General features: G+C 63.8%; 27 protein-coding genes and 2 tRNA genes. 16 read left to right on the forward strand and 13 right to left on the reverse strand.

The annotated features are described in order from the left end of the window. Positions 1–335 precede the first annotated feature (335 nt). Together JYJ39_RS12720 and JYJ39_RS12725 are read left to right on the forward strand one after the other, a co-directional pair. Positions 336–1562 carry a tyrosine-type recombinase/integrase gene (locus tag JYJ39_RS12720; RefSeq protein WP_109039388.1) on the forward strand — a complete coding sequence of 409 codons (1227 nt, stop codon included), beginning with the start codon at positions 336–338 and terminating at the stop codon, positions 1560–1562. 146 nt (positions 1563–1708) lie between these two features. After that, complete coding sequence (locus JYJ39_RS12725; RefSeq protein ID WP_133247241.1) at positions 1709–2227, forward strand: hypothetical protein; 519 nt, start codon at positions 1709–1711, stop codon at positions 2225–2227. Positions 2228–2317: 90 nt separating this feature from the next. On the opposite strand, the gene JYJ39_RS12730 is transcribed toward JYJ39_RS12725, so the two are convergent. The 8 genes from JYJ39_RS12730 to JYJ39_RS12765 all read right to left on the reverse strand — a co-directional run bounded on the left by JYJ39_RS12730 (position 2318) and on the right by JYJ39_RS12765 (position 8207). Continuing rightward, a complete protein-coding gene (locus JYJ39_RS12730) occupies positions 2318–2845 on the reverse strand; it encodes a hypothetical protein (RefSeq protein WP_109039390.1) in 528 nt (175 codons plus the stop codon). Between the two features lie 218 nt (positions 2846–3063). Continuing rightward, entirely contained in the window at positions 3064–3324 is a 261-nt protein-coding gene (locus JYJ39_RS12735; RefSeq protein WP_109039391.1) for a hypothetical protein, read from the reverse strand. Further along, complete coding sequence (locus JYJ39_RS12740) at positions 3317–4036, reverse strand: hypothetical protein (protein ID WP_109039392.1); 720 nt, start codon at positions 4034–4036, stop codon at positions 3317–3319. The genes JYJ39_RS12735 and JYJ39_RS12740 overlap by 8 nt, the downstream gene beginning before the upstream one ends. A 223-nt stretch (positions 4037–4259) precedes the next feature. Continuing rightward, complete coding sequence (locus JYJ39_RS12745) at positions 4260–4694, reverse strand: hypothetical protein (RefSeq protein WP_109039393.1); 435 nt, start codon at positions 4692–4694, stop codon at positions 4260–4262. Beyond that, positions 4681–4929: a hypothetical protein gene (locus JYJ39_RS12750; protein WP_109039394.1), complete on the reverse strand. Its 249-nt coding sequence runs from the start codon at positions 4927–4929 to the stop codon at positions 4681–4683. The genes JYJ39_RS12745 and JYJ39_RS12750 overlap by 14 nt, the downstream gene beginning before the upstream one ends. Continuing rightward, the gene (locus tag JYJ39_RS12755) at positions 4922–5428 is read right to left on the reverse strand and encodes a hypothetical protein (protein WP_109039395.1); all 507 of its coding nucleotides are present in this window, start codon (positions 5426–5428) and stop codon (positions 4922–4924) included. The genes JYJ39_RS12750 and JYJ39_RS12755 overlap by 8 nt, the downstream gene beginning before the upstream one ends. Before the next feature lie 458 nt (positions 5429–5886). Continuing rightward, on the reverse strand, positions 5887–7908 hold the full coding sequence (locus tag JYJ39_RS12760; RefSeq protein ID WP_201262273.1) for an AAA family ATPase: 2022 nt from the start codon (positions 7906–7908) through the stop codon (positions 5887–5889). Between the two features lie 2 nt (positions 7909–7910). Beyond that, complete coding sequence (locus JYJ39_RS12765; RefSeq protein WP_109039396.1) at positions 7911–8207, reverse strand: helix-turn-helix transcriptional regulator; 297 nt, start codon at positions 8205–8207, stop codon at positions 7911–7913. Positions 8208–8605: 398 nt separating this feature from the next. Here JYJ39_RS12765 and JYJ39_RS12770 point away from each other — a divergent pair, with 398 nt between their 5' ends. Then, positions 8606–9079, forward strand: a complete 474-nt coding sequence (locus JYJ39_RS12770) for a TIR domain-containing protein (RefSeq protein WP_109039397.1) — start codon at positions 8606–8608, stop codon at positions 9077–9079. Positions 9080–9093: 14 nt separating this feature from the next. Further along, entirely contained in the window at positions 9094–9957 is an 864-nt protein-coding gene (locus tag JYJ39_RS12775) for a DUF4231 domain-containing protein (RefSeq protein WP_109039398.1), read from the forward strand. A gap of 15 nt (positions 9958–9972) precedes the next feature. On the opposite strand, the gene JYJ39_RS12780 is transcribed toward JYJ39_RS12775, so the two are convergent. Further along, on the reverse strand, positions 9973–10404 hold the full coding sequence (locus tag JYJ39_RS12780; RefSeq protein WP_109039399.1) for a hypothetical protein: 432 nt from the start codon (positions 10402–10404) through the stop codon (positions 9973–9975). Positions 10405–10486: 82 nt separating this feature from the next. Here JYJ39_RS12780 and JYJ39_RS12785 point away from each other — a divergent pair, with 82 nt between their 5' ends. After that, positions 10487–10771, forward strand: a complete 285-nt coding sequence (locus tag JYJ39_RS12785; RefSeq protein WP_109039400.1) for a helix-turn-helix domain-containing protein — start codon at positions 10487–10489, stop codon at positions 10769–10771. Between the two features lie 12 nt (positions 10772–10783). On the opposite strand, the gene JYJ39_RS12790 is transcribed toward JYJ39_RS12785, so the two are convergent. The 3 genes from JYJ39_RS12790 to JYJ39_RS12800 all read right to left on the reverse strand — a co-directional run bounded on the left by JYJ39_RS12790 (position 10784) and on the right by JYJ39_RS12800 (position 11510). After that, positions 10784–11221: a hypothetical protein gene (locus tag JYJ39_RS12790; RefSeq protein ID WP_109039401.1), complete on the reverse strand. Its 438-nt coding sequence runs from the start codon at positions 11219–11221 to the stop codon at positions 10784–10786. 60 nt (positions 11222–11281) lie between these two features. Continuing rightward, positions 11282–11357 (reverse strand) — tRNA-Thr (locus tag JYJ39_RS12795). Positions 11358–11403: 46 nt separating this feature from the next. Beyond that, positions 11404–11510, reverse strand: a tRNA-Thr gene (locus JYJ39_RS12800). A 120-nt stretch (positions 11511–11630) separates the two neighbouring features. Here JYJ39_RS12800 and murJ point away from each other — a divergent pair. The 8 genes from murJ (at position 11631) to holA (ending at position 22201) form a co-directional block, all read left to right on the forward strand. Then, positions 11631–13181, forward strand: coding sequence for a murein biosynthesis integral membrane protein MurJ (gene murJ / locus JYJ39_RS12805; protein ID WP_205204831.1), 1551 nt, complete (start codon positions 11631–11633; stop codon positions 13179–13181). 15 nt (positions 13182–13196) lie between these two features. Then, positions 13197–13826, forward strand: a complete 630-nt coding sequence (locus JYJ39_RS12810; protein ID WP_205204832.1) for a YbhB/YbcL family Raf kinase inhibitor-like protein — start codon at positions 13197–13199, stop codon at positions 13824–13826. A 9-nt stretch (positions 13827–13835) separates the two neighbouring features. Continuing rightward, positions 13836–14492, forward strand: a complete 657-nt coding sequence (locus JYJ39_RS12815; protein ID WP_205204833.1) for a transglutaminase-like cysteine peptidase — start codon at positions 13836–13838, stop codon at positions 14490–14492. A 10-nt stretch (positions 14493–14502) separates the two neighbouring features. Beyond that, complete coding sequence (locus JYJ39_RS12820) at positions 14503–16416, forward strand: bifunctional diguanylate cyclase/phosphodiesterase (RefSeq protein ID WP_205204834.1); 1914 nt, start codon at positions 14503–14505, stop codon at positions 16414–16416. Between the two features lie 17 nt (positions 16417–16433). Next, the gene (locus tag JYJ39_RS12825; RefSeq protein WP_205204835.1) at positions 16434–17933 is read left to right on the forward strand and encodes a CYTH and CHAD domain-containing protein; all 1500 of its coding nucleotides are present in this window, start codon (positions 16434–16436) and stop codon (positions 17931–17933) included. Between the two features lie 89 nt (positions 17934–18022). Continuing rightward, positions 18023–20644: a leucine--tRNA ligase gene (gene leuS / locus JYJ39_RS12830; protein WP_205204866.1), complete on the forward strand. Its 2622-nt coding sequence runs from the start codon at positions 18023–18025 to the stop codon at positions 20642–20644. A gap of 10 nt (positions 20645–20654) precedes the next feature. After that, positions 20655–21173, forward strand: coding sequence for an LPS assembly lipoprotein LptE (gene lptE, locus JYJ39_RS12835; protein ID WP_205204836.1), 519 nt, complete (start codon positions 20655–20657; stop codon positions 21171–21173). Further along, on the forward strand, positions 21173–22201 hold the full coding sequence (gene holA / locus JYJ39_RS12840) for a DNA polymerase III subunit delta (protein ID WP_205204837.1): 1029 nt from the start codon (positions 21173–21175) through the stop codon (positions 22199–22201). The genes lptE and holA overlap by 1 nt, the downstream gene beginning before the upstream one ends. 28 nt (positions 22202–22229) lie before the next feature. Here holA and JYJ39_RS12845 read toward each other — a convergent pair whose 3' ends face one another. Then, entirely contained in the window at positions 22230–22469 is a 240-nt protein-coding gene (locus JYJ39_RS12845) for a hypothetical protein (RefSeq protein ID WP_240189658.1), read from the reverse strand. Positions 22470–22581: 112 nt separating this feature from the next. On the opposite strand from JYJ39_RS12845, the gene JYJ39_RS12850 reads away from it, so the two are divergent. Genes JYJ39_RS12850 through JYJ39_RS12860 form a run of 3 tightly spaced genes read left to right on the forward strand, consistent with a single transcriptional unit; the run spans position 22582 to position 25514 of the window. Then, positions 22582–23838 carry a glutamate-5-semialdehyde dehydrogenase gene (locus tag JYJ39_RS12850; protein ID WP_205204868.1) on the forward strand — a complete coding sequence of 419 codons (1257 nt, stop codon included), beginning with the start codon at positions 22582–22584 and terminating at the stop codon, positions 23836–23838. 28 nt (positions 23839–23866) lie between these two features. After that, entirely contained in the window at positions 23867–24328 is a 462-nt protein-coding gene (locus JYJ39_RS12855; RefSeq protein ID WP_205204838.1) for a bacteriohemerythrin, read from the forward strand. 19 nt (positions 24329–24347) lie between these two features. Continuing rightward, positions 24348–25514, forward strand: coding sequence for an acyl-CoA dehydrogenase (locus tag JYJ39_RS12860; protein WP_205204840.1), 1167 nt, complete (start codon positions 24348–24350; stop codon positions 25512–25514). Positions 25515–25522: the final 8 nt, after the last annotated feature.

Here is a 25522-nt window from a genome sequence, read left to right on the forward strand (position 1 = left end):
AAATAAAACACGGTTCGCCGCATGAATCAGGCGACAACTATCTTGACTTGCTCCGAGCACGACCCCACAAATGCAAAAAGGCCAACCCCGAAAGATTGGCCTAAGTGCTTGAATATGTTGGTGCCGTTGAAGTGAATCGAACACTCGACCTACTGATTACGAATCGGCGCGCGCGAGCTTTGCCATGATTTGAAATTAGATGGCCCAGGGGCGCTTACAATAAGGGAAATCCACGACTTAATGGCTCTACAGGGGCAAAGACGGCACGTCTGAACACAGCACTGTTTGGTGCAAAACTGTGTTCGTGCCGTGGCCCCGTAACTCGGAGCCAGCACATGAAGTCGAAGATAACCCAAGCCCTCGTCGAGAGGGCACCAGCCCCCGAGCGGGGCAAGTCCGTCCTCTACGCCGACAGCGAGATGCGCGGGTTCTACCTGATCGTCACGCCCACGAAGCGCAGCTTCTACGTCCAGTCCCTCGTCAACGGCAAGCAGGTCCGCACGAAGCTGGGCGACCACCCGGCGATGGACGCCAAGCAGGCGCGCGACGCCGCCCGCAAGACGCTGGTCGATATGCGCGGCGGGGCCAACCCGAACGAGGAGCGGCGCAAGGCCAGGGCGCGGGGCATCACACTGCGCGACGCGCTCGACCTGCACCTGGCGGCCAAGCCCCTGTCGCCGAGGACCAAGGAGGACTACCGCTACAACTGCGAGCAGTACCTCGCCGACTGGCTCGACAAGCCTCTGGCCGAGCTCGGCGCGGACCGCGCGGGCGTGCGCGAGCGCCACCGCAAGATCACCGAGAAGCACGGCGCGCCCTCGGCCGACAACGTGTTCCGCGTTCTGCGCGCCGTCTACAACCGCGGCCTGCGGGAGCACCCCGACCTGCCGTCGAACCCGACCACGAACGTGGACTACCACGGCCTGCGGCGGCGCAAGGTGGACGTCGAGGCCGAGCGCCTGCGGGCGTGGGGCAAGGCAGTGCTCGGACTCCACCCTGTGCGGCGCGACCTGCACCTGTTCATGATCCTGACGGGGATGCGGCGCACCTCGGCCTGCGAGGCGCGGGCGTCAGAGCTGGACCTAGGCGCGCGTCGCCTGCACGTACCCAAGCCCAAGGGTGGAGCAGCGCGAGCATTCGACCTGCCGCTGTCGGGGCCACTCGCCGACCTGCTCGGCCACCGCCTAGCCGAGAACCCGAAGCTCCACCGCAAGAGCCCGTGGCTGTTCCCCGCCGACTCGAAGTCAGGGCATGTCGCCGAGGTGGCGCAGCACGAGTTGGACGGCCTGACGGGGCACGCCCTGCGGCACACCTACGCCACGCTGGCATTGCAGGCGGGCGTCCCCATTGCCGAGCTGAAGTTCCTGCTGAACCACGCCGCGGGCAACGTGACGATGGGCTACCTGAACCCGACGCTGGACCACCTGCGCGGCTACCAGGAGAAGGCCAGCGCCTACGTGCTCGACGCCCTTGGCCTCGAATGGACTGAAGGACAGTGGCCGCCCCGCCTCGCAACCACGCCTGCGGACGCCGCGTCAATCAACGAATTGGTCCTAGCGTAGCGCGCACGCGCCGATGCAAACGTTGGTGGACGCGCACTTGATCGGCGCATGAAACTCCTCTCCAGCGCGCTACTTGAACGAGGCGCTCGCCGAGGTAGGCCACCTCGACCGAGCGTCTCACCAACCTACTTTTTGGAGAAATGAGCATGAACGCCATCAACACTATCGAAGCCATCCGTGAGCATCTGGTCCTGCTGGGTAAGGAGCTTGAATTCGCGTCGGGTATCCGCGCCTTGGCGGCAGAGAAGATCATGAACGAGCAGGGCATCACCGATCCCGACGATCTTTTCCAGGCGTGCGAGGAACTGGTCGGCTCTCCTGCCGTATTCGAGTCCTACGACGACCCGCTCAACGCCAAGCCCAGCGACTTGGTGCTGGGCCAGGGTTGCCCCTTCCCGTCTCTTGAGGCTTACGTCGCGCTGCGGACCCATTACGGGAACGATTGGCTCCTGGACGCTTTGACCGACTACGCAGGCGGTTTCGGCAGCGTGGCTCTGCGCAGCGACCCCGCACAGCAGGCCGAGGACTTGATCGGACGCGCACGGGACAATCTGCACGACGCCCTGCTGTTCAAGCTCGGTCAGGACTTCGGGAAATCCATCGAGCACCTGTCCAGCCGCTTCCAGTTTGCCTTGTCGCTTTTCAAGCGGCCGAGCGCTGCCTGATCCTCTATCGGGGCGCCGTCGCGCCCAAGGCGATGAAACGAAAGGGCCACCGTCGAGGTGGCCCTTTTTAATGACACGTCCGGGCAACGTTCAGCCCTCATCGGTGCGTGCGGGCTCGACCACGACCACGGTCGCCAGCCACTCGGCCGACTCCTCCTCGTTCATCTCGGCGGCGTGCACCTTCTGCCGGGGCGGGACCTCGATGCCCTTCTTGCGCATGTCGTGGGCGTACCACCTGACTGACTTGGCCGTGGCCTGCGCGCCCTCGATCTGCGCATTGACCATCTCGGCGATCAGCGCGTGGGGGTAGCCTGCCGGGTCCATCAGGAACTCGCGGGCGAGGCGGCCGATGCCCTTGCCGCTGGGCTTCTTCTCGGTTTCTGTCGGGGCCTCGGTCGTCTCGGCGGCCTCGGCCTGCGGCTGTGCGCGATGCTCGGTCACCTCGGGCTCGGTGCCTTGCCCGAACGACGCGAGGTCGATGCTTCCGGCTGCCGCGATCTGCTCGATCCGCGCGATCAGCTTGGCCTTGGTCGCGAAGGTCTTGGGTCCTGCCGGCACGCCGGCGATGGCGTTGTGCAGGGCCAGCAGGGACTTGGTGCTCATCTGTTGCAGTTCCATGGTGCTCTCCTATTTGGTTGGTCCGTAGGAGCATTAGGTCGCTTTCGTGGGGTTCCGGGAGCGGGGGCCCCCTCAAAAAGTTGCCCTCCGACTGTCGATCGGCGCGCGACGCCGCGCAACTGCATGAAAAAGAAGGGCCGTCCTTGTGGGACGACCCTCCGAAGCACGGCCGGGGCACCTCGGCCTCTGTTCCGACCCCGGCCGCAGGCACCAAACAATCAGTGGATGTGCGCGAGGGGCTGGCGCTCGGCCTGCGCCCAGGTCTCGCGGTCGAGGTAGGCATCCCACGCGCGGCTGTAGGGCATGCCCGCCAGTGCGGCGGCCTCGTCGAACTCGGGCGAGTACGGGGCCACGCCCACGCGGCGGGCCTGCTCGGCCAGGGCTTCGAGTAGGTCTGCGCCGCTGCGCAGGGCGCGGACCATGCCGCCGAGGGCGACGGCCACCGGGTGGCTGGCCTCGTAGGCGGGCTGCTTATTCATCGCCGCCCCCGATCAGGTCGCGGTCGATGCCGCGCTCCCGCATGGCGAGCTGCACGGTGTCGAGCGGGTTGGACTTGCCGGCGGTCCAGGTGCGGATGGCGACGAGAATCCCTTGAAGGCGCACGTCACCCAGCTTGATGTACTCCTGCACCTTGAGGAAGTCGTCCAGGCGCATGGCGTGGGCCAGCTCGGCGGGCCCGACCGGGCGGTCCTTGCTGGGCATGCGGTCGAGCAGGGAGAGAACGGCGGCGGCCAGCGGCACGTTCTGGGTGGCGACCGCGACCTGGGCCATGTGGCCGAGCTCGGCGGGGCCGGCGTAGGCGAGCTGGTTCAGGTACTCGGTGCGGCGGGTGTCGCCGAGGGCGGCGCGGCTCAGCACCTTGACGGGACTGTCGTAGAACGGGCGCTGGGCGATCAGGCGGGCGTGGGCGGGGCCAGCCTCCTTGAGCATCTTGTCGAGCTCGGCCTTGCTGTTGTCCTTGATCTGGCGGACGGCGGCCACGGTCTCGTTCTGCGCGAAGCGGGCGAGGTCGCCAGCCGAGACGCCGGGGGCACTCTTCCAGCGGCTGGCGATGTCCTTCTTGCGGGCTTCGACGTCCTTCTGCAGGCGGTCGATGACCTTGAGGACGCGGCCGTGCAGGCCGTCGAGGGAGGATGCGAGCTCGCCGATCTGGGCGGGCGTGAGGAGGGGTGCGTCTGCGAGGATGGTCATGGCTTCTGGCTCCTGTGAGGTTGGTCTCCTCCGGTCGCCTCCACGAGCGCATCCCCGAGCCTTCGGGGTGGTCACGCGCCAATGCGCGACCGGATGCTGTCAATGTGTCGTGCGGGCGGCCCGGAGCGAGCCAACGTTTGCCACGCCGTGTTCCAGTGTCGCTGCCGCCATCACAGCGGCTTGCGGATCAGGGGCTTGCGGTCGTCGGCGTCCCGACAACCAATCAGAGGTCCCCGTCGGGATCGGCGCCGATGGGCAGCCCGCCAAGGCCGCCGCAGGTGCAGCACAGGCGGACGCGGGCCACGTCCTCGGAGAAGTGCGGGCGGCCGCAGGCCATGCAGCGGAGCCAGCCGACGCGCCGCACCAGCCGGGGCGGGTCGAAGTTCGGGTCCATCACGGGAGCGCGTCGCGCGCCTCCGTCGTAGTTCCAGCGCTCGGGCTCGGCCAGCGGCCTGCCGACGGCGCAGTCCTCGGGCCGCCTGACCGGGCGCCTGCCGGGCGTCTCGCCCAGCCAGCGGTAGGTCGGGTAGTTGCGACTGTGCGCGCGGTGGCAGACTGTGTTGGGCGGGAGGCCCAGGGCGAGGTCGGCGGCGCGGGCGCTGGGGTATCGCACCCCATCCACCTCGACGCCGACCGCGTACCCGTTACCGCTCGCCACGGTTGATGCTTCCGTGGGCGCGCCTGTCCTCGTACTCCAGGCTCAGGCGCTCCCACTCGTCATGGTCCAGGCGCGGCACGGGGCCGAAGCAGGCCATCTCGCAGCGGTCGGCGAGGGCGTCACGCCCTCCCATTTCCTCGATGCCCTGCGGGGCGGTCCCCTGCCAGGCGTCCAGGCTGCGGTCGATCATCTCGGCGCGGGCCAGGGCCTCGGCCACGGTCAGCTTCTCACTCATCGTCGTCCTCCTCGCGGCGGTTGCTCTTGTACTTCGCCAGGAGCTCGGTCAGCGCCTTGCGCTCCTCGCTCGGCATCCTGAGCAGCGCGTCGGCGTCCAGGCCCGTGTCCTCGACCTTGACCTTGAGCCTGTCGGCCATCTGTTCGCCGTAGCGGAACTTGAGCAGCACCTCCAGCAGGCGGTCGCTGTGCTTGCGGACGGTTAGCGGGCGCTCCTCGCCTGTCTCCGGGTCGGCCACGGTCGCGACGCGGCCCTGGTGGATGACAGGCTCGTCGTACCCGAGGGCCGCGCGCCGGTACGCCTCGTCCAGGAGGGCATCGAGCGCGACCTCGACCGCCTTATCCCAGCGGCTGCGGAACTCGTGATCGTTGGCCTTGTGATAGAAGGCCGTATTGCGGCTGATGCCTGCCGCGGCGGCTGCCTGCTTCGGCGAGCAGGTGTCCTCCAGCACCTGGAAGAACACCTCCCGCCGCTCGGGCGTGAAGCTGTTGGGGATCATCGCCGGTCTCCGAAAAAATGGCTTACGGCGTGATCGTGTCGTGTCAGGCGTGCGCAGGACGCCATCGTTCCGCCTTGCGGATCAACCAGTTAGGAGGCATCGACCCGCGAATCAACGATCAGCGGGTCCGGTCGGCCTCCGTTCCACCTCGCGCGCGAGGGCCATAACGGCCAGGGTCGGGCGCTTTCGGCCACCGCTTCCCTCCTTGTTCGATCGTCGTTCTTGATAGTCACCGCGATTGTCACGGTCGTCGTCTATAGACTGACGACCGTCGTGACAATCAATCCAGCCAGTGACAATCGAGCTGACAATCGGGTGGCCGAACTTGTCCCAAGTCCTTGTTCTGCTTAGATTGTCGCCGTGACAATCGAACGCGACTATCGATGACAATCTGATTGTCACTGGGCGTGACAATCGAGCTCGATTCTCGGTGCCCCGTGACAATCGACTTGCCGCGCTCACCCCTCCGTCCTGACGTCGATTCCCAGCTTCGGGTTGCTAGCGTTCGCGGGCTCCTGCCACACGACTCCGCCGTCGCCCGAGGCCCTCGCGTTGTCCCGCCCCTTCGGGACCGCGTCCTCGATCCTGCGCCGCGCCGTCTTGTCCGACACGCCGTCCCGCTGGCAGAGAATCTCTGCCAGCTCCTTCAGCGCGACGCGTCCCCCGCGCTCTGCGGCGATCTGGCGTGCCAGCTCCAAGGTCAGGTCCGCCCTGCCGTCAAACTCCCCCGCCGCGTCGGCCATCACGGTCGCCCGCAGGACCAGGGATTCGGCCACCTTCTCCAGGTTGAAGCGCATCGGCACCTCGCGCTCGGCGTCCTTCTGCTTCTTGACCGCTGCGACCAGCGAGCGACCGTCGGTCGAGCGCTCCACCTCGATCGTGGTGTCCATCGCTCCGAGCAGGGCGGTGCTGCCGCGCATCCCCTTGCTCAGGTCCTTGCCCGAGTGGTGCACGACCACCACGGTCGCCCCCGTCTCATCCCTCAGCCGCTTCATGCTGGAGATGTAGCGCCCCATGTCCTTCGCCGAGTTCTCGTCGGCGCCTGCCGCCGTTTGGTTCAGGGTATCGATGATGACCAGCTTGAGCGGGCCGAGCGCCTCGACGACCTCCCGCACGAAGGCGCGCACGCCGCCGTCCTTCTCAGCCGCGAGGTTGAGCTCGTCCCTGTCCAGCCAGAACGAGAACTCCCGCCCCTGCGCCCGGTGCTCGACCTTCCAGGCGCGAACCCGCTTGCCCAGACCCGGCGCACCCTCGGCCGCGATGTAGAGAACCGCGCCCCGCTCGACGGTACGGCCGTGCCAGCTCATGCCGCCCGCGACGGCCATGGACATGTCCACCGCGAGGAACGACTTGCCCGACTCGGGGGCGCCGTAGATCGCCGCAAGACTACCCTCGGTGAGCACGCCGGGGATCAGCCACTTCGGCGGCGGAAGCGCCTCCAACTCGTCCATGGTGATGAACTTCCTGCGACGTTGCGGCTGGGCGGGCTCGGCGTCCTCCTCCCACACGTCGAAGTCGTCCTCGGGGTCCGAGGGCTCCACGTCGGCGCCCGCCTCGATCAGGTGCTTGCGCAAGGTGGCGATGGTGACTGCGTCGTCCCGGTCGGAGTGCAGGGAGTCCCAGCGGCGACCGACCAGCCACTCGTGGTCCGCGTATGCCGGGTCCGAGGTGCTCCAGTCGATGAACTCCTGGCGCCCTTCGCCGTCGGTCGCGTGGTGGCAGGCCATCATCAGCTCGCGCCACTTGTCGTGGTCCCGGAACTCGGTCGGGTCGAGGTGCTCCAGCGACCGCGCGAGCTGCTCGGGGCTTATCTCGCCCGCGTCCGATGCCGTGTTGCGCTCGGGGCGGCGCGCCATCTCCAGGAGTTTCGGCGGCAGGTCGGGCATCTCGGGCAGAGGCGGCGAGTCGGGCGCCCACTCGTAGCGCCCGCCCGTCGGGTGCACCGACCCGGCCGCGACGACCTGGCGGCCGAGCGACTTGAACTCCACGCCCTCGAAGCCCTCCACGCTGTCCAGCAGGACCGCGCCCTTGGGCTTGCGGAAGTAGTAGTGGTGGCCGGGCTGGTCCAGGTTGCCGGTGATGACGTGGGGAGCCGACGCGAGGTCGAGGCCGACGGCGGCCGCGAGCTCGGCCAGGCTGTCGTGGCCCTCGGGAAAGTTGCGCGGATCGACGTCCACCACGACCACGTCGGCGGGCAGGCGGACGCCCAGGTTGAGACCGCCGCGCTGGGCGCGCTCCAGGGTCTGCGCGTCGTCATACTCGCGGGCCTGCCAGCGACGGTCTGCGGGCACCTTGTCGCGCGCCCTCAGCGGGATCAGCTCCAGGCGGGCTTGGCGGTAGGCGCGTGCTGCCTCGAACGATGGCGTAAGACCAGCTTGGGCCGGGGCATGATTGCTCTCGTGAGCTTGTACATGCTCCATCTCCCTCCTGTAGGACTCCTTGCGCCCGCCTTGCCCGCGGGCGTTTTCTTTTGCGGACATGGTCAGCCCTCCGCTTTGGCGGTGCGGGCTGCGAGCATCGCCATGGCCGCGCGCTGGACGCCTTCGCCCATCGGCTGGCCCTTCGCGTATTCGCGCAGGTCGCCCAGGCGGTAGCGGATCAGCTTCGGCCCGACGCGGACGAACGCGGGGCCGCCGCCCTGGCAGCGATACCACGCGAGGGTGCCGTACTTGAGGCGCAGGAAGGCGGCAGCCTCTTGGGCGGTCAGCAGCGATTCGTCGGGGAGTGCGTGGAGCTCGGCCAGCTCTGCGGGGGTGAGTTTCTTCGGTTCGTATGCCATCTCAGCGGCTCCAGTTGGAGTTCCCCAAGCAGCGACCTGCTGCATGGGGACTGCCTGCTGTGCGTCGCAGAGATGGACCCGCGCGCTCCCCTCAGTCTGCGGGGGCGGGTCTCGGCTGTTTGGGCCGCCGAAGGCCGAGCGCCGACTGTTGGCGCCGACGAATCAAATAATGCCCGAGATAGTCGCTCGTCGATACCAACACTTTGCCCATCGCCCCGGTGAGTCCAGGACGCCGATTCGGCTCGGCGTAGCTCAGCGCCTAGACCGAGGCATCCGGACGCGACACGGGCCGCCTGTTGAGACCGTGCAGCCGAACTCATCGAGCGAGAATGCCTTGAAATACGGATAATGTCCCCCACATATGCCGAATTAATCATCCATCGCAGGGAGATAGGGGAATGGGACTTCCGAGAACCTTTGTAGGCTTCAGCAGCACCGACATTCACTACTACCGCTTGATGCTCGCTTGGAAAGAAAACGAGCACATCGATTTCAACTTCGCCAATTGCCAGCTTGGGCAAGAAATCAACTCTGAGGACGAGGCGTACATCAAACGCAAGTGTCGCGAGCGCATCGACATGGCCGGCACGTTTGCAGTCCTCATCGGTCAAGACACTCGCAGCAAGCACAAGTACGTACGCTGGGAGATGGAGGTGGCTCGGGAAAAGGGCTGCCGGATCATCGGAATCAATCTCGACGGCTCGCGTCAGATGGTCGATGCTACGTGCCCGCCCATCATCAAGGACATCGGCGCCATCTTCGTTCCGTTCTCTCCGAAAATCGTTGCGCATGCTCTCGCGAACTGGAAGATGGAAGCGAAGGGCAACTGGCACTATAAGGACGAGGTTTACCAGCGGCTTGGATACAAGTGACGGGGTCAGGCTGCATGCAGGAGCAAGACTTCCCCGCACTCTATCGATCTGCCGATGACCTGTCCCTGAAGTCACAGCAGCACTTCTTTCGAGCGTTGCGCGTCCATCTCGTGATGCTGGTTGTTGCTGCGATCCTGTCGATCGTCAGCATTCCCCATTGGTCGGTCGCAGCAGCCCAACTTCTCGCCCTGCTGGGTGCGTTGGGCTGCTCGATATACCTGTTTGCCATGCGCCCTGACCGATTCTGGTACGCAGGCAGGGCCGTGGCCGAATCGATCAAGACCATCACCTGGCGCTACGTCTGCCGAGCAGAGCCGTTCCAAGGGGATGATACGAGCGCCCGCAACGACTTTCGTCAGACGCTCAAGCAGATCGTCGAGCAGAACCGTGAGGTGTGCCAGTCGCTGACTGAACACCTCGATGGCCAGCAGTTCACGCCGGTGATGGAGCAGATGCGCGCCCGCACGCTGGAAGAGCGCAAAGCAACCTACGCGGACTGCCGAATCAAAGACCAGCTCACTTGGTATGCGAAGAAGGCCGCGTTCAATCGACGGATGTCGCGGCACTTCTTCTGGGCGCTGATCGGTGTGAACACTATCGCAGTAGTCTGCGCGGTGCTGCGCATGGTCTACGTGGACCAGCCCTTTTGGCCCACGGACGTGTTCGTTGCGATGGCGGCCAGTGTCTTGAGCTGGATGCAGGCCAAGAGGTTCTCGGAGTTGGCCGCCTCTTATGCGCTTGCCTCCCACGAGATTGGCCTCATCAAGGAGCAATCCCTGCTCCCTGATACCCCCGAGAAGTTCTCGCTGTTTGTGGGTGACGCTGAGAATGCCTTCTCTCGTGAGCACACGCAGTGGGTAGCTAGAAAGGACGTTTAAGCCCGTGGAGGCGTGCTACAGGCATGCCCCAGCCCATGCGTCGGCAACGTTGTCTCGTCCCTCGATGATGGCACTCTTGCCATTTGACACGAAGCGCTTGAAGCCTGTGTACCCACCGAGGCTGTTCTTGGAGTTGACCCGGCCGCAGGCGACCACCTGGAATTCCTCGGTGTAGTTCGCGTAGACATCCTTGAACTGCGCCGAATCCGGATCTTTTAGCGAGGCCCTCACTGCCCGCTGGGCAGCCACGATCGTTTCTGCTCCGAACCACTTTTCCTGCTGGGCCTTCTTCTCTGCGGCGGAGAGGGGGCTCTCGGGTGGCGGTGGTGCTTTCGCTGCCTGCGCCGATGGCGCTGCCGCTGAGGTGGGTTCAGATTGTGGAACCATCTTCGACCCGACCCAGGCCAGAACTACCACCGCCAGTAAAAGAATCGCTGTTCGCTTCATGCATCCTCCTATCAATAAATAGTCGATTTTGGACTAATCCAACACGGACTTTAGCGTGCACTGATCTTCGAGTCACTGCACGATGTCCCAATCGACCCACAACACCGACTATCAGCTCTTGCTGTCCGTCCTCAAGGCGGCCCGTAAGCGCGTGGGCGTGTCGCAGGTCGAATTGGCCGAGCGCCTTGAAAACACCCAGACCTTCGTGTCCAAGTGCGAGCGTGGTGAACGTCGGATCGACGCCGTGGAGTTGGTGGAATTCGCCGAAGCGCTTGGTGTCCCGCCGCTGGAACTTTTTGGCGAATATCTGGAGAAGCGGGACCGAGGACTGTTCCCGAGGGACAAGAAGACGAGAAATCGCCGCTGACGCGAGACCTTCTCAGACGCCGCCGTGGCCGATGCGCTCCCAAGCCTCGCGGAACGGGTCCTGCTCGTAGTCGGTCGGTTGCAGCCAGAAGGACACCCGGCCGTCCTTCTCGCCCCGGTGGGCGCGCTCGCGCACCTCGGACGGCAGAAGGATGAAAGCGGATGGTGTGGGCGTGGCGACCTTGTTCACGATGACCCAGAAGTCGCCCATGATTTTGTCGAGGCTCGTGCCGAGCGGAACGGGGTTGCGCTTGCTCAGCGCCTTGACCTGGACGCCGACGAAGCGGGAGGCGTCGCGGCTATAGGCGATGATGTCGACGCCGCGGGCGTTGCGCGCGGTCGGCATGACATTCCACCCGAGCAGGGACAGGCGGTAGCAGCAGTAGTACAGCCCCACGTTGCCCGTGAGCTGCGGGTCTAGAGTCGCGCTACCGTTCCCGTTGTCTGCCATCGCTGCCGAGCCTCCATAGCAAAAAGGGCAGCTCGCGTGAGCTGCCCTTCCTACTTCAAGTGGTGCCGGCAAGAGGAGTCGAACCCCCGACCTTCGCATTACGAATGCGCTGCTCTACCAACTGAGCTATGCCGGCAAAAACCGAAACTTGTTCAAACCGTGTTCGTTCGTCACTGCGGCTACGCCGCTGGCACTCCCGAAGCCTTGTATTGCTTGCCTTGTAGTCCAGACTGTCTAGAGCAACGCTCCGATTACGAATCAGTTGCTCTACCAACTGAGCTACAACGGCACGTTTCCAGCTTCTTGTCGCAGCCACAGGCTGGCTAGCTGGGCAACAAGCGTAGAATTATAAACTTTGTGCTCGCCTTCAAGCAAGCAGCGCACCGGATTTTCAGCCCAGTCGATCGACATGAACCTATTACGCGTCCTCGCCACGGTCAGTGGCATGACCTTACTCTCCCGCATTCTCGGGTTTGTCCGCGATTTCGTGATTGCCCGGACCTTTGGTGCGGGCTTGGCAACGGATGCTTTTTTTGTTGCCTTCAAGCTTCCCAACCTGCTGCGCCGGATGTTTGCCGAAGGCGCTTTTTCGCAGGCATTCGTACCCATTCTGGGGGAATACAAGAACCAGCGCAGCATCGAGGATACGCGCACCCTGATCGATCATGTCACCAGCCTGCTATCGCTGGCGCTGTTTGCAATCACTGCTCTGGGCATCATCGGCGCGCCCTTGCTGGTCTGGATTTCTGCGCCCGGATTCGAGGCCGAGGCCAGCAAGTTTGAGCTTACCGTCACCCTCACCCGCATCACCTTCCCCTACATCCTGTTCATGTCGCTGGTAGCACTGGCCGGCGGTGTGCTCAACACCTGGAGCCGCTTTGCCCTGCCTGCGTTCACACCGGTGCTGCTCAACCTGTCTTTCATCGCCATGGCGCTGCTGGCTGCTCCCTATTTCGATCCTCCTGTGCTGGCTTTGGCCTGGGCGGTGTTCATTGGCGGGGTGCTGCAACTCCTGATTCAGCTGCCGGCATTGAAACGCCTGGCCTTGCTGCCGCGCCCCACACTGAATGTACGGGCAGCCTGGGCCAATCCTGGCGTGCGGCGAGTTGCCACGCTGATGCTACCCGCCTTGCTGGGGGTTTCGGTGTCGCAGATCAGCCTGCTGATCAACACGGTTTTTGCCTCTTTTCTGCAAAGTGGCAGCGTGTCCTGGCTGTATTACGCCGACCGCCTGATGGAATTCCCGTCCGGCATGCTGGGCGCCGCCCTGGGTACGATCCTGCTGCCTTCCCTGTCCCGTGCTTTCGCCCGGGAAGATCAGGCTGATTATTCCCGCCTGCTCGACTGGGGCTTGCGTCTGTGTTTCCTATTGGCGGCGCCGGCAGCGCTGGCACTGGCACTACTTGCGGTTCCATTGATCAGCACGCTGTTCTTTCACGGCGCATTTACTGCCACCGACGTCAGCCAGACCCGCCTGGCGCTCATGGCTTACGCCGTCGGCCTGACCGGACTGATTCTGGTCAAGGTACTGGCCCCTGGCTTTTACGCCCGTCAGAACATTCGCACCCCGGTAAAGATTGCCTTGATTTCGCTGGCAGCCACCCAGCTCATGAATCTCGCCTTCATCGGCTGGATCGCACACGCAGGCCTGGCCTTGTCGATTGGTCTGGCGGCCTGTCTCAACGCAGGACTGCTCTATCGTGGTCTGCGCCGCAGTGGTATTTACCAACCGCAGGCCGGCTGGCTGGGTTTTTATCTGCGCCTGGGCGTCGCCCTTGCCGCCATGGGTGCAGCACTGTGGTTTGCCAGCGGCCCGGATGCGTACTGGCTGACCACCGGCCTGGGCCAACGCATTTTGCATCTTTCCGCACTGGTGGGCCTTGGCGGGGCGGTGTATTTCGCTACACTATGGCTGTGCGGCTTCCGCCTGCGCGACTTCCGGCGGCAAGCCGCCACCTGAGAGGAGACCACAACAATGCAACTGAGCTGCCCACGCTTTAACGACGGCCAGACCATTCCCGCCGATTTCGCTTTTTGCCTGCCCGACCCGACCCGCCATGTCTGCCTGGGGCGCAACCTCAATCCCGAACTGCGCTGGCAGGATGCTCCTGCCGGCACCCGCTCCTTCGTGCTCATTTGCCACGACCGGGACGTTCCCAGCCAGGGCGACGATGTCAACCAGCCCGACCGCGTCGTGCCAGCCTCGCTACCACGGGTCGATTTCTACCATTGGGTGCTGATCGATCTGCCCGCCAGCATCACTGCCATCGCCGAAGGCGAATTCAGCCGCGAAGTCACCCCGCGCGGCAAGAACGGGCCGCAAGCACCGCACGGCGCCCGCCAGGGCGTCAATAATTACACCGACTGGTTCGCCGGCGACCATGACATGAAGGGCGATTATTACGGTTACGACGGCCCCTGCCCGCCCTGGAACGATGAAATCGTGCACCACTATGTATTCACCCTCTACGCCCTGGATATCGAACGTCTGCCGCTCGAAGGCCGTTTCGGCGGACCGGAAGTGCTGGCCGCGCTCTCCGGACACATCCTGGCCCAGGCTAGCCTGACTGGCACATACACCCTCAACCCGGCTCTGGCTGGATAAGCCCCGGCAATGACCCCCCGGTTGGTTCTTGCGGCTTGTGCGCTGCTCTTCTGGCTGGGGCAAAACCTCGCACTAGGTCTGGATTTTCAGCGTCTGCAGCAGGAGTTGCAGACGCGCTTCAGCGGGGCGGGCGAAGCCATTTTCAACGACTGGCAGCTGCTGCTGGGGCGCATCCAGGGCGCCCCGGAAAGTGAACGTATCCGCCGGGTCAATGATTTCTTCAATCAGCGCCTGGCCTTCGATGACGATTTCTCGGTCTGGGGGCAAAGCGATTACTGGGCCACACCACTCGAAAGCATGGCGCAAGGACGCGGTGATTGCGAAGACTTCACCATCGCCAAATACTTTTCCCTGCTGGCCCTCGGCGTTCCGGTAAACAAGCTGCGCCTGGTGTACGTCCGCGCCAAGCTGCGCGGCGTGGACGGCATGCTGCAACAACAAGCGCATATGGTCCTGGCGTATTACCCTCAACCCAATGCCGACCCATTGGTCCTGGACAACTTGAACAAACAAATCCTGCCCGCCTCGCGGCGCAGCGACCTTTCCCCTGTATTCAGCTTCAACAGCGCAGGGCTGTGGCGTGGCACCGGCAACCAGAGCAGCCAGAGCAACCTGTCCCGTTGGCAAGACTTACTTATCCGCGCCCGTAGCGAAGGTTTCCAGTGAGGTAACACGCATGTCCCTGTTTCGACAACTCTGGCTCGCCGTCATCGTCAGCACCCTGATCGCCTTTGTCGGCAGTTTTGCCGTCAGCATGATGACCGCCCGTCAGTATCTGGAAGAACAACTGGCGATCAAGAACAACGACAACGCCGCCTCACTGGCGCTCTCCATGTCGCAGATGGAAAAAGACCCGGTGACCCTCGAACTGCAAGTGGCCGCGTTGTTCGACAGCGGCCAGTACGCACGCATCCAGGTCCGCGATCCGGAAGGTCTGACCCTGATTAAGAAAACATCTCCCGCCGTCAGCGACGACGTGCCAGCCTGGTTTGCCCGCCTGTTCCCGATTGCCTCGCGCCCCGGGAGCGCCCAGATCTCCACCGGCTGGACCCAGTTCGGCACGGTCGAACTGGTCAGTCACAACCGTTTTGCCTATCGCGAGTTATGGCAGGGCGGCTGGCGGCTGCTCATGTGGTTCAGCCTGGGAGGCGTGCTGGCAGGTTTCCTCGGCATGCAGATCCTGCGCCGCATCAAACGCCCGCTTGACGCAGTGGTCGGACAGGCCAGGGCCATCAGCGAGCGACGTTTCATCCGCATCGAGGAACCCGCGACACCCGAGTTGAAAAGCCTCGCCCGTGCGATGAACGTGATGGTCGGGCGGGTCAAGGCCATGTTTGAGGAAGAAGCCAGCCGCCTTGAGCAGGTCCGCCGCGAAGCTACGCTCGACCCCTTGACCGGCCTGGCCAATCGCGCCTATTTCATGAACCGTCTCGCCATTGCCTTGAATGACGAAGATGCGCCCACCCGCGGCAGTCTGATCATGTTGCGTCTGGCCGACCTCGCCGGCATCAATCGCTGTGCCGGGCGGGAAACGGCCGATGAAGTCTTGCGCCGCACCGGTGCAGCGCTGCGCGAACTGGCTGAAAAAAATCCCGGCGCCGAAGCAGCGCGCCTCAACGGCGCGGATTTCAGTCTGCTGTTGCCTGGCCAGAACGATCCCCAACCCGCCTGCCAGCAACTGCTGGCGGCACTGCAGAGCCTGGTTGCAGCCCAGCTGCTACCCGAAAACGCCATCGGCCACTTGGGCAGCAGCGTCTATCAGCACAACGAACCCGTACCGCAACTGCTGGCGCGCGTCGACGCGGCCCTGGCTGCCGCCGAATTGCAGGGTCCGCTGGCGGCACAGCACGTTGCCGAGCAAAGCCACTGTAGCGCCAGCACACAAGCCGACTGGCGCAGCATCCTGACCGACGCCCTCAAGGATCAGCGCCTGCGCCTGATCGAATTTCCCGTCGCGGACAGCAACGGCCTCCTGCTCCACCTCGAATGCCCGCTTCGCCTGCAGGCAGAAGAAAGCGGCGACTGGATCAATGCCGGCAGCTTCATGCCGGTCGCCTCGCGCCTGTCCATGACCAGCGAACTCGACCTCGCCGCCGTCAAGCTGGCACTCGATCGTCTCGCCTCCGGCCTGCCGGCAGTGGCAGTCAACCTGGCCGGCGCCTCCCTGATCGTGCCGGACTTCACGCCCCGCCTGCTCAGCCTCCTGCAACAGCGGCGCGAGCTGGCGGGCAAACTCTGGCTGGAAGTCGCAGAAAGCGGCGCCTTCCAGTATTTTGACGCTTTCCTGGCCTTTTCACTGGCGTTGCGCCCTCTCGGTTGCCGCCTGGGCATCGAGCATTTCGGCCGGCAATTCAGCCAGATCGGCCGTCTGCACGACATCGGCCTCGATTACCTCAAGGTGGACGGCAGTTTCATCCGCAACATTCACGGTGACAACGGCAACCAGGCCTTCCTCAAAGGCCTGTGCAACATCGCGCATGGCATCGGCCTGACCGTCATTGCCGAAGGCGTAAACAGTGCCGAAGAGCTCGCCACCCTGCCCGCACTGGGCTTCGACGGTGCCACCGGCCCTGCCGTGTCACGCAACTGACCCCTGTTTTCGCCGCCATGTCCCAGGAAATCGAACTCAAGCTGCGCTTCGCCCGTCGTGATCTGCCGCAGCTGTACGCCCACCCACGCCTGCCACGCAATGCGGCCCGCACGCAGCTGCTGCGCAACACCTATTACGACAATGCCGAACTTGCTCTGCATCAGCGGCGCATCGCCGTGCGCCTGCGGCAGAAAAACGGCAGCACCCTGCTCACCGTCAAATCATCCGCCCCCGCCAGCGGCGGACTCTCCATCCGCCAGGAGTGGGAAGAAGCCGCGACGCCCGGGGTCTTTGATTTTTCCCTGGTGAGCGATCCGCAATTGCGCCAGTTTCTCGACCAGATACGGCCGACGCTGCGCCCGATATTCAGCACCGATTTCGAACGGCAGACCTGGATCGTGAACGAAGGCGATGCGCGCATTGAGGTCGCCATTGACCTGGGCCACATCCGCGCCGGCACCCCTGGTGATAAACACGGAACAAAAAACGCAGAAAAAATATGCGAAATCGAGCTTGAATTACTCTCCGGCAGCATGGAGCACTTATTCACCCTCTGCCATACCCTGCAACGCCGGTTAGCCCTGATACCGGCCTTGCCAAGCAAAGCCGAGCGCGGCTACCAGTGTTATCTCGCGGCTCCTGCAGCCCCGACGCTTGCCCCGCCACCACAACTGAACACCACCGACGCCCCCGGGCACGCCCTGCGCCAGCTGCTGCTGGCACAAGTGGAACATCTGCAGCGCAACGAAAGCGGCCTGCTCCAGCACAAGGATCCGGAGTATCTGCACCAGTCACGCCTTGCCCTGCGCCGCCTGCGTAGTGCCCTGGCTTTTTTCTCGCCCCTTCTACCGGCCGACTACAGCGCGCAATTTGCACCGCGCTGGCGAAAACTGTCGCGACTGCTGGGGCATACCCGGGACTGGGATGTCTTCCTGCACGACACACTACCACCCATGCTCCGCGCCCTCCCCCACCATCCCGAGCTGCGCGCACTGCGCAAACTGGCCCAACAGGAAGCCGCCGCCGGCCGCAAAGAAATCCGCCAGCACTGCAACAGTGCCGCCTATGGTCGGCTGCTGCTCGATTTCACTGCCGCCACGCATGCCCTCAACCTGCCGGAAACGACCGACCTGTGCCATTTCAGCTGGCAACGCTGGCAGGAATGGCGGCATGAAAGCCAGACACTGGCGGCGCAAACACCAGCCAACGCTCCGCGTGCCTTGCACCGCTTGCGCCGCCGCCTGAAGGCGCTGCAGTTCAGCCGCGACCTGCTCGCCACGCCAATCGCCGAGCCTGTGACGCCCGCAGCCTCCGCCCCGGCCAAACCCGCAGACCGGGCACTCGTGAAAACCTTGCTGCAAGAACTCGGGCAGTACAACGATCTGGTCGTCGCCCGGCAACTGCTGCGGGCCCGGAAGCACGATTCGCCGCTGGCCCACACCTGGATCGCCGGCCAACGTGCACTGCTGGAACAGCAACTCCCGAACCTGCTCAAATACTGGTCGCACACCCCATAAAACGGCCCATGCCGCAGAAGCGGCGCCGGTGGTGCGGGCAACCGCTATAATCTGCCGTTTATTTGACGCAGCTTTCAGCCATGCCCACCATGCAGGAAAAATACACCCCCGCCGATATCGAACGCGCCGCGCAGCAGCACTGGGACAACAGCGGCGCCGCCCGCGCCATCGAAGACCTCAGTGGCCAAAACGCCAAACCCAAGTACTACTGCCTGTCGATGTTCCCCTATCCGTCGGGCAAGCTGCACATGGGCCACGTGCGCAACTACACCATCGGCGACGTGCTCTCGCGCTTCCACAAGATGCAGGGCTACAACGTGCTGCAACCGATGGGCTGGGACGCCTTCGGCATGCCGGCCGAAAACGCCGCGCTGCAGAACAACGTGCCGCCGGCGGGCTGGACCTATTCCAATATCGATTACATGAAAACCCAGCTCAAGGCGCTGGGTTTTGCCATCGACTGGCAGCGCGAATTCGCCACCTGCACGCCCGAGTACTACCGCTGGGAGCAGTGGCTGTTCACCCGCCTCTACGAAAAGGGCCTGGTGTACAAGAAGCTCGGCACCGTGAACTGGGACCCGGTCGACCACACCGTGCTCGCCAACGAACAGGTCATCGACGGCCGCGGCTGGCGCTCTGGCGCACTGATCGAGAAGCGCGAGATCCCCATGTACTACATGAAGATCACCGCCTATGCCGAGGAACTGCTGTCTGAGCTCGACAACCTCCCGGGCTGGCCGGAACAGGTGCGGCTGATGCAGAAGAACTGGATCGGCAAGAGCACCGGCGTCCGTTTCGCCTTCCCGCTCGCAGAAAATCCTGAAGAGAAGCTGTGGGTATTCACCACCCGCGCCGACACCATCATGGGCGTCACCTTCGTCGCCGTCGCCGCCGAACACCCGCTGGCCACCCGCGCCGCCGCCAACAATCCGGAACTGGCCGCCTTCATCGAGGAATGCAAGAAGGGCGGCGTTGCCGAAGCCGACATTGCGACGATGGAAAAGAAGGGCATGCCGACCGGCATCTACGTCAGCCACCCGCTGACCGGCGAAAAAGTTGAAGTTTGGGTCGGCAACTACGTGCTGATGAGCTACGGCGACGGCGCCGTGATGGCCGTGCCGGCGCACGACGAGCGCGATTTCGCCTTTGCCCTGAAATACAACTTGCCGATCAAGCAGGTCGTCGCCGTCGACGGCGAAAGCTTCAGCAACCAGCAATGGGCCGAGTGGTACGCCGACAAGATCAAGGGCAAGCTGGTCAATTCCGGCAAGTACGACGGCCTCGGTTACGAAGCCGCCGTCGACGCCATCGCCGCCGACCTCGCCGCCAAAAACCTCGGCGAAAAGAAGACCCAGTTCCGCCTGCGCGACTGGGGCATCAGCCGGCAGCGTTACTGGGGTTGCCCGATCCCGATCATCCACTGCAAGACCTGTGGCGACGTGCCGGTGCCGGATGACCAGTTGCCCGTCGTGTTGCCGGAAAACGTCGAGATCACCGGCGCCGGTTCGCCTCTGGCCAAGATGCCCGAGTTCTACGAGTGCAAGTGTCCGAAGTGCGGTGGCGATGCCCGCCGTGAAACCGACACCATGGACACCTTCTTCGAGTCGTCCTGGTACTTCCTGCGCTACGCCTGCCCGGACAACGCCACGGCGATGGTCGACGAGCGCGTCGCCTACTGGTGCAAGGGCGGCATCGACCAGTACATCGGCGGCATCGAGCACGCCATCCTGCACCTCCTGTACTCGCGTTTCTTCACCAAGCTGATGCGCGATGTCGGCCTGATCGGCGACCTCGGCGAACCGTTCGCCAACCTGCTGACGCAGGGCATGGTCGTTGCGCCGACCTTCTACCGCGAACTCGACGGTGGCAAGAAGCAATGGATCAACCCGGCCGACGTCGATGTCGTCACCGACGAGAAGGGTCGCCCAACCGGCGCCACCTTGCGCGCCGACGGCCAGCCGGTGGTCATCGGCGGCACCGAGAAGATGTCAAAGTCGAAGAACAACGGCGTCGATCCGCAGGCCCTGATCGACCAATACGGCGCCGATACGGCGCGCCTGTTCATCATGTTCGCTTCGCCCCCGGACCAGTCGCTGGAATGGTCCGATGCTGGCGTCGAAGGCGCCTTCCGCTTCCTGCGCCGGCTATGGAAGCTGGTGCACACTCACGTACAAACCGGCATCACGGCAGCCTCAACCAGCGGCGACGGCCTGAACGCAGGGCAACTCGATCTGCGCCGCAAGCTGCACCAGACTCTGGGCAAGGTGGCTGACGACTATGGCCGGCGCAAGCAGTTCAACACCGCCATTGCCGCCGTGATGGAACTGCTCAACGCCTACGACAAGACCGAGCTCGCTGATGCCGCCGGCCGCGCCCTGGCCCAGGAGGTGCTGGAAAGCGCCGTGCTGGCGCTGTTCCCCATCGTGCCGCATATCGGGCAAGCCCTCTACAGCGCCCTCAAGCCGGGCGCCGATGCGGTGCAAGCAGCATTCCCGCAACCCGACCCCGCCGCTTTGAAGCAGGACGAGATCGAACTGATGGTGCAGGTCAACGGCAAGCTGCGCGGCAGCATCCGGGTCGCCGCCACGGCTGACAAGGCCAGCATCGAAGCACTGGCCCTGGCCTGTGAAGCCGCCAGCAAGTTCATGGAAGGCAAGGCAGCCAAGAAAGTAGTCGTGGTACCAGGCCGCCTGGTCAATATCGTCGTCTGAGGAAAATGCCATGGCTGTACGTTCGCTGCTCATCGTCCTGCTGACCGCCACCCTGGCGGCCTGCGGCTTCCATCTGCGGGGCTCGGCCGGCAGCGATCTGCCCTATGCCTCGATGTACATCGCCCTGCCGGAAACCGCGGAAGTACGGGTGTGGCTGGAGCGTTATCTGCGCGGCAGCACCAACACGACGGTGAGCGACGACGCCAAGACCGCCACGGTCACCTTCCAGCAACTTTCCGACAGCCGCGACAAGAGCATTCTCAGTATCGACGCCCGCGGCCGGGTACGCGAATACCGCCTGCAGATGCGCTACCGTTTCCGCCTGGTCGATGCGCAGGGCCGGGAAATTGTCGCGCCGCAGGAGATCTCCATGAACCGCGACATGACCTACGATGATTCGCAGGTCCTGTCCAAAAGCATGGAAGAAAACCTGCTCTGGCGCGACATGACCAACGACCTGGTCAACCAGATCATGCGCCGTCTGAGCCGCATCAAGCCGAAAGACCCCAGCGTCGAAGACGACGACTGATGCTGCTCAAAGCCGAACAACTGCCGGCCCATCTGGAACGCGGCTTGGCCGCGCTCTATCTCCTGCACGGAGATGAACCGCTCCTGGTGCTGGAAGCCGCCGATGCCATCCGGCAAAGCGCCCGCTGCGCCGGTTACAGCGAACGTGAAGTGCTGACTGTGCTACCCGGCTTCGACTGGGGGCAGCTGCTGGCTGCCGGCGGCAATCTCTCGCTCTTCGGTGACCGCAAACTGATTGATCTGCGCATCCCCAACGGCAAACCGGGCAAAGAAGGCAGTGCTGCACTACAGGAGTGGTGCAAGCGCCTGTCACCCGACAACCTGCTGCTCGTCACCTTGCCGGAACTGGACTGGCGGGAAGAGAAGGCGGCCTGGTACACCGCCCTGCAGCAAGCTGGCGTCGCACTCAAACTGAACGCGCCACCGCTGGCCGAGCTACCGAACTGGATTGCCGGGCGCCTGCGCCGCCAGCAGCAAAGCGCCGAACTGGACGGCCTGAAATTCATCGCCGAACGGGTGGAAGGCAATCTGCTGGCAGCACACCAGGAAATCCAGAAACTGGGGTTGCTGTACCCCGCCGGAAAGCTCAGCCTGACGCAGATTCGCGACGCCGTCCTCAACGTTGCCCGTTACAGCATCGACAGTCTGCGCGAAGCGCTGCTCGCCGGCGATATCGGACGCCTCAGCCGTACCCTGGAAGGCCTGCGCCAGGAAGGTGAAGCGCCACCCCTGGTGCTATGGGCGATGAGCGAGGAAATCCGCACGCTGGCCACGCTGCGTCAGGGACTGGATGCCGGACGACCGCTCGAACTGTTGCTGAAGGAAGCAAAAGCCTGGGGCGCCCGCCAGCTGGGACTGAAAAAGGCCGTCCAGCGCCTGTCGCGCCGGACCCTGGAAAATGCGCTGCGCCGCGCTGGCGACATCGACCGGCTGATCAAGGGCATCGGCCGTGGTGATCCGTGGGAAGCTTTCCAGCGCCTGGGCACCGGCCTTTGCGCCCAGCGCGGGACAGCACGCAGCGGCCACTGAGTCATACCTCAGCAAGCACTCACAGCACTTACGTATCCGGTTCCAGGTTTTCCCACAAACATTCGTCCGCATGTTTGGCCGGGCGCAGGCCGGCGCGCGCAGCTTCCTGCACCAGGCACTCGCCTTCGCATTCGCAATCGACCACGACCAGTTTCATTTCCTCATCCACCTGGCGTTCGCCATCCCAGTAGCTGCAGGTCGCACAGACCTTGACCTCGGTGGGGAGTATCAACTTGTCAGCCATTTTTCCAGCCGCTTTCTCACTCATGTCGCCCTCGACAAAAACCCCTGTCATTATGGGGGCTAAGAGTTTGGTTTTCACACGAAGTTCCCCGTCGATGTCTGGCTATAATGCCCTTTTGCAAAATTTGATGCCGATCATGACTATTCAGGATTACATGCGCACGCTGGGCCAGCAGGCCCGCCAGGCGTCACGCCGCCTGGCCGCGGCAAGCACCGCGGAGAAGAATGCCGCCCTGCAACACCTGGCTGACGCCATCCGCCGCGAACGCGCCACGCTGCTCGCTGCCAATGCCGAAGACCTGGCCGCAGCCCGTGCCAACGGCCTGGAAACTGCCCTGCTGGACCGTCTCACCCTCTCCGAAAAAGGCGTTGAGCAAATGGCCGAAGGCGTCGAACAGGTCGCGCGCCTGCCCGACCCCATCGGCGAAATCAGCGACATGAAATATCGCCCCTCGGGCATTCAGGTGGGCAAGATGCGGGTCCCGCTGGGCGTGATCGGCATCATCTACGAAGCTCGCCCCAACGTCACCGCCGATGCCGCAGCGCTATGCCTCAAGTCAGGCAACGCCGCCATCCTGCGCGGTGGCTCGGAGGCCATTCACTGCAATCGCGCCATCGCCCGCCTGATCCAGGAATCGCTTGCCGCCGCCGATCTGCCGGCGGAAGCGGTTCAGGTCGTCGACACCACTGACCGTGCCGCCGTCGGCGAGCTGATCACCCTGCGCGAATTCGTCGACGTCATCGTTCCACGCGGAGGCAAGGGCCTGATTGCACGCCTGCTGGCCGAAGCCCGCGTCCCGATGATCCAGCACCTGGACGGCAACTGCCATATTTACATCGACAGCGCTGCCGACCCGGCCAAGGCCCTGAAGATTCTCGAAAACGCCAAAACCCAGCGCTACGGCACCTGCAACACCGCCGAGTCGCTGCTTGTTGCCCGCCCGGTCGCCGCCAAACAACTGCCCGCACTCGCCGCCATGCTGACGGAAAAAGGCGTCGAAATCCGCGGCTGCGCCGAAACCTGCGCCCTGATCGAGAATGCCGTGCCGGCCACGGAAGAAGACTTCCTCACCGAATATCTGGCCCCCATCATTTCCGTCAAGATCGTGGCCGGACTGGACGAGGCCATCGCCCACATCAACCAGTATTCATCACACCATTCGGAAGCCATCGTGACCGAGCATCACCCCAGCGCCATGCGTTTCCTGCGCGAGGTCGATTCTTCATCGGTGATGATCAATGCCTCAACCCGCTTCGCCGATGGTTTTGAATATGGCCTGGGTGCAGAGATTGGCATCTCCACCGACAAGATTCACGCTCGCGGCCCGGTCGGCCTGGAAGGACTGACCAGCCAGAAGTGGATCGTCCTCGGCGACGGCCACGTTCGCGCCTAACCCTACACACACTGCAGGAGAAAAGAGCATGCCAATCAGCTGGACCGCCGATCTCGATACGGGCATCCCCCTCATCGACCAGCAGCATCGCCGCATCGTCGATTTCATCAATCATCTCGAAGTCGCCAAGAATGCGGGCGACAAGGAAGCCGTCAAACAGATCGTGTACGACTGTGTCGACTACACCCTGTCGCATTTCGCCTTCGAAGAAAGCCTGCAGGAAGAGGCGGGGTACGCCTACTGCAAACCGCACAAGAAAGTCCATGAACTCTTCGCGCGCAAAGTATCGGAATACCAGGAGCGCATGGATCTGGGCGATGACGTCGCCGAAGAACTGCACGCCACCCTGGCACGCTGGCTGGTCAATCACATCAAGCGCGACGACGCCGACTATGTCGAGTCCGTGCGTGCCAGCATGGCGCCAGGCGCCAGGGCCCGGGCGGAAGAAAACAAAAAAACCGGCTGGTTCAGACGCCTGTTCGGTCGCTAGATAAAACGGAGAAGAGAGTATGGGAGATTTTGACTGGAGCGATCCGTTCCTGCTCGAACGTCAGCTCAGTGCGGAAGAGCGGCAGGTCCGCAATGCCGCGCGGGAATTTGCGCAAAAGGAACTGGCACCACGGACCCGTACGGCCTTTCGCGAGGAAACGACTGATCCGGCCATTTATCGTCTGCTCGGCGAGATGGGCCTGCTCGGTGCCACACTGCCACCGCAGTACGGCGGCGCGGGGCTCAACTACGTCTCCTACGGTCTGATTGCCCGCGAAGTGGAGTATGTCGACTCGGCCTGGCGTACCCTGGTATCGGTGCAATCCTCCCTGACCATGGTGCCGATTTACGAATTCGGCACCCCGGCACAAAAAGAAAAATATCTGAAGAAACTGGGCAAAGGCGAGTGGATAGGCTGCTTTGGCCTCACCGAACCGGACTCCGGCTCCGACCCTGGCAGCGCCACTGCCCGGGCCAAGGCAGTCGCCGGCGGCTGGCAACTCTCCGGCGTCAAGCGCTGGATCAGCAACGCGCCCATTGCTGATGTTTTGATTGTCTGGGCCAAGGATGATGAAAACATTCTGCGCGGCTTCATCCTGGAAAAAGGCATGCCCGGGCTGTCGACCCCGCTCATCAACGGCAAGGTCGGACTACGTGCGTCGATCAGCGGCGACATCGTGATGGAGAATGTATTCGTCCCCAGCGAGAATCGCCTTGAAGTCGCCGGCCTGAAAGGCCCCTTCACCTGCCTCAACTCTGCCCGCTACGGCATTGCCTGGGGCGCGACCGGTGCCGCTGAGTCCTGCTGGCATACCGCCCGCCAATACACGCTGGAGCGGCAGCAATTCAACCGGCCACTCGCAGCCAACCAGCTGATCCAGAAAAAACTGGCCGACATGCAGACGGAAATTGCGCTCAACCTGCAAGGCGCACTGCGCCTGGGACGCATGCTCGACGATGGCAGCGCCACCCCGGAGCTGATCTCGCTGATGAAACGCAACGCCTGCGGCAAGGCGCTGGAGGTTGCCCGCACCGCCCGTGACATGCTGGGAGGCAACGGCATCTGCGACGATTACGGGGTGATTCGTCACGTCGTCAATCTGGAGGTCGTCAATACCTACGAAGGGACGCACGACGTGCACGCCCTCATCCTAGGCCGGGCACAGACCGGCCTGGCAGCGTTTTAGCGGCGCAC

Origin of the sequence: Azonexus hydrophilus (assembly GCF_905120355.1) — a bacterium.
Lineage (GTDB): Bacteria > Pseudomonadota > Gammaproteobacteria > Burkholderiales > Rhodocyclaceae > Azonexus.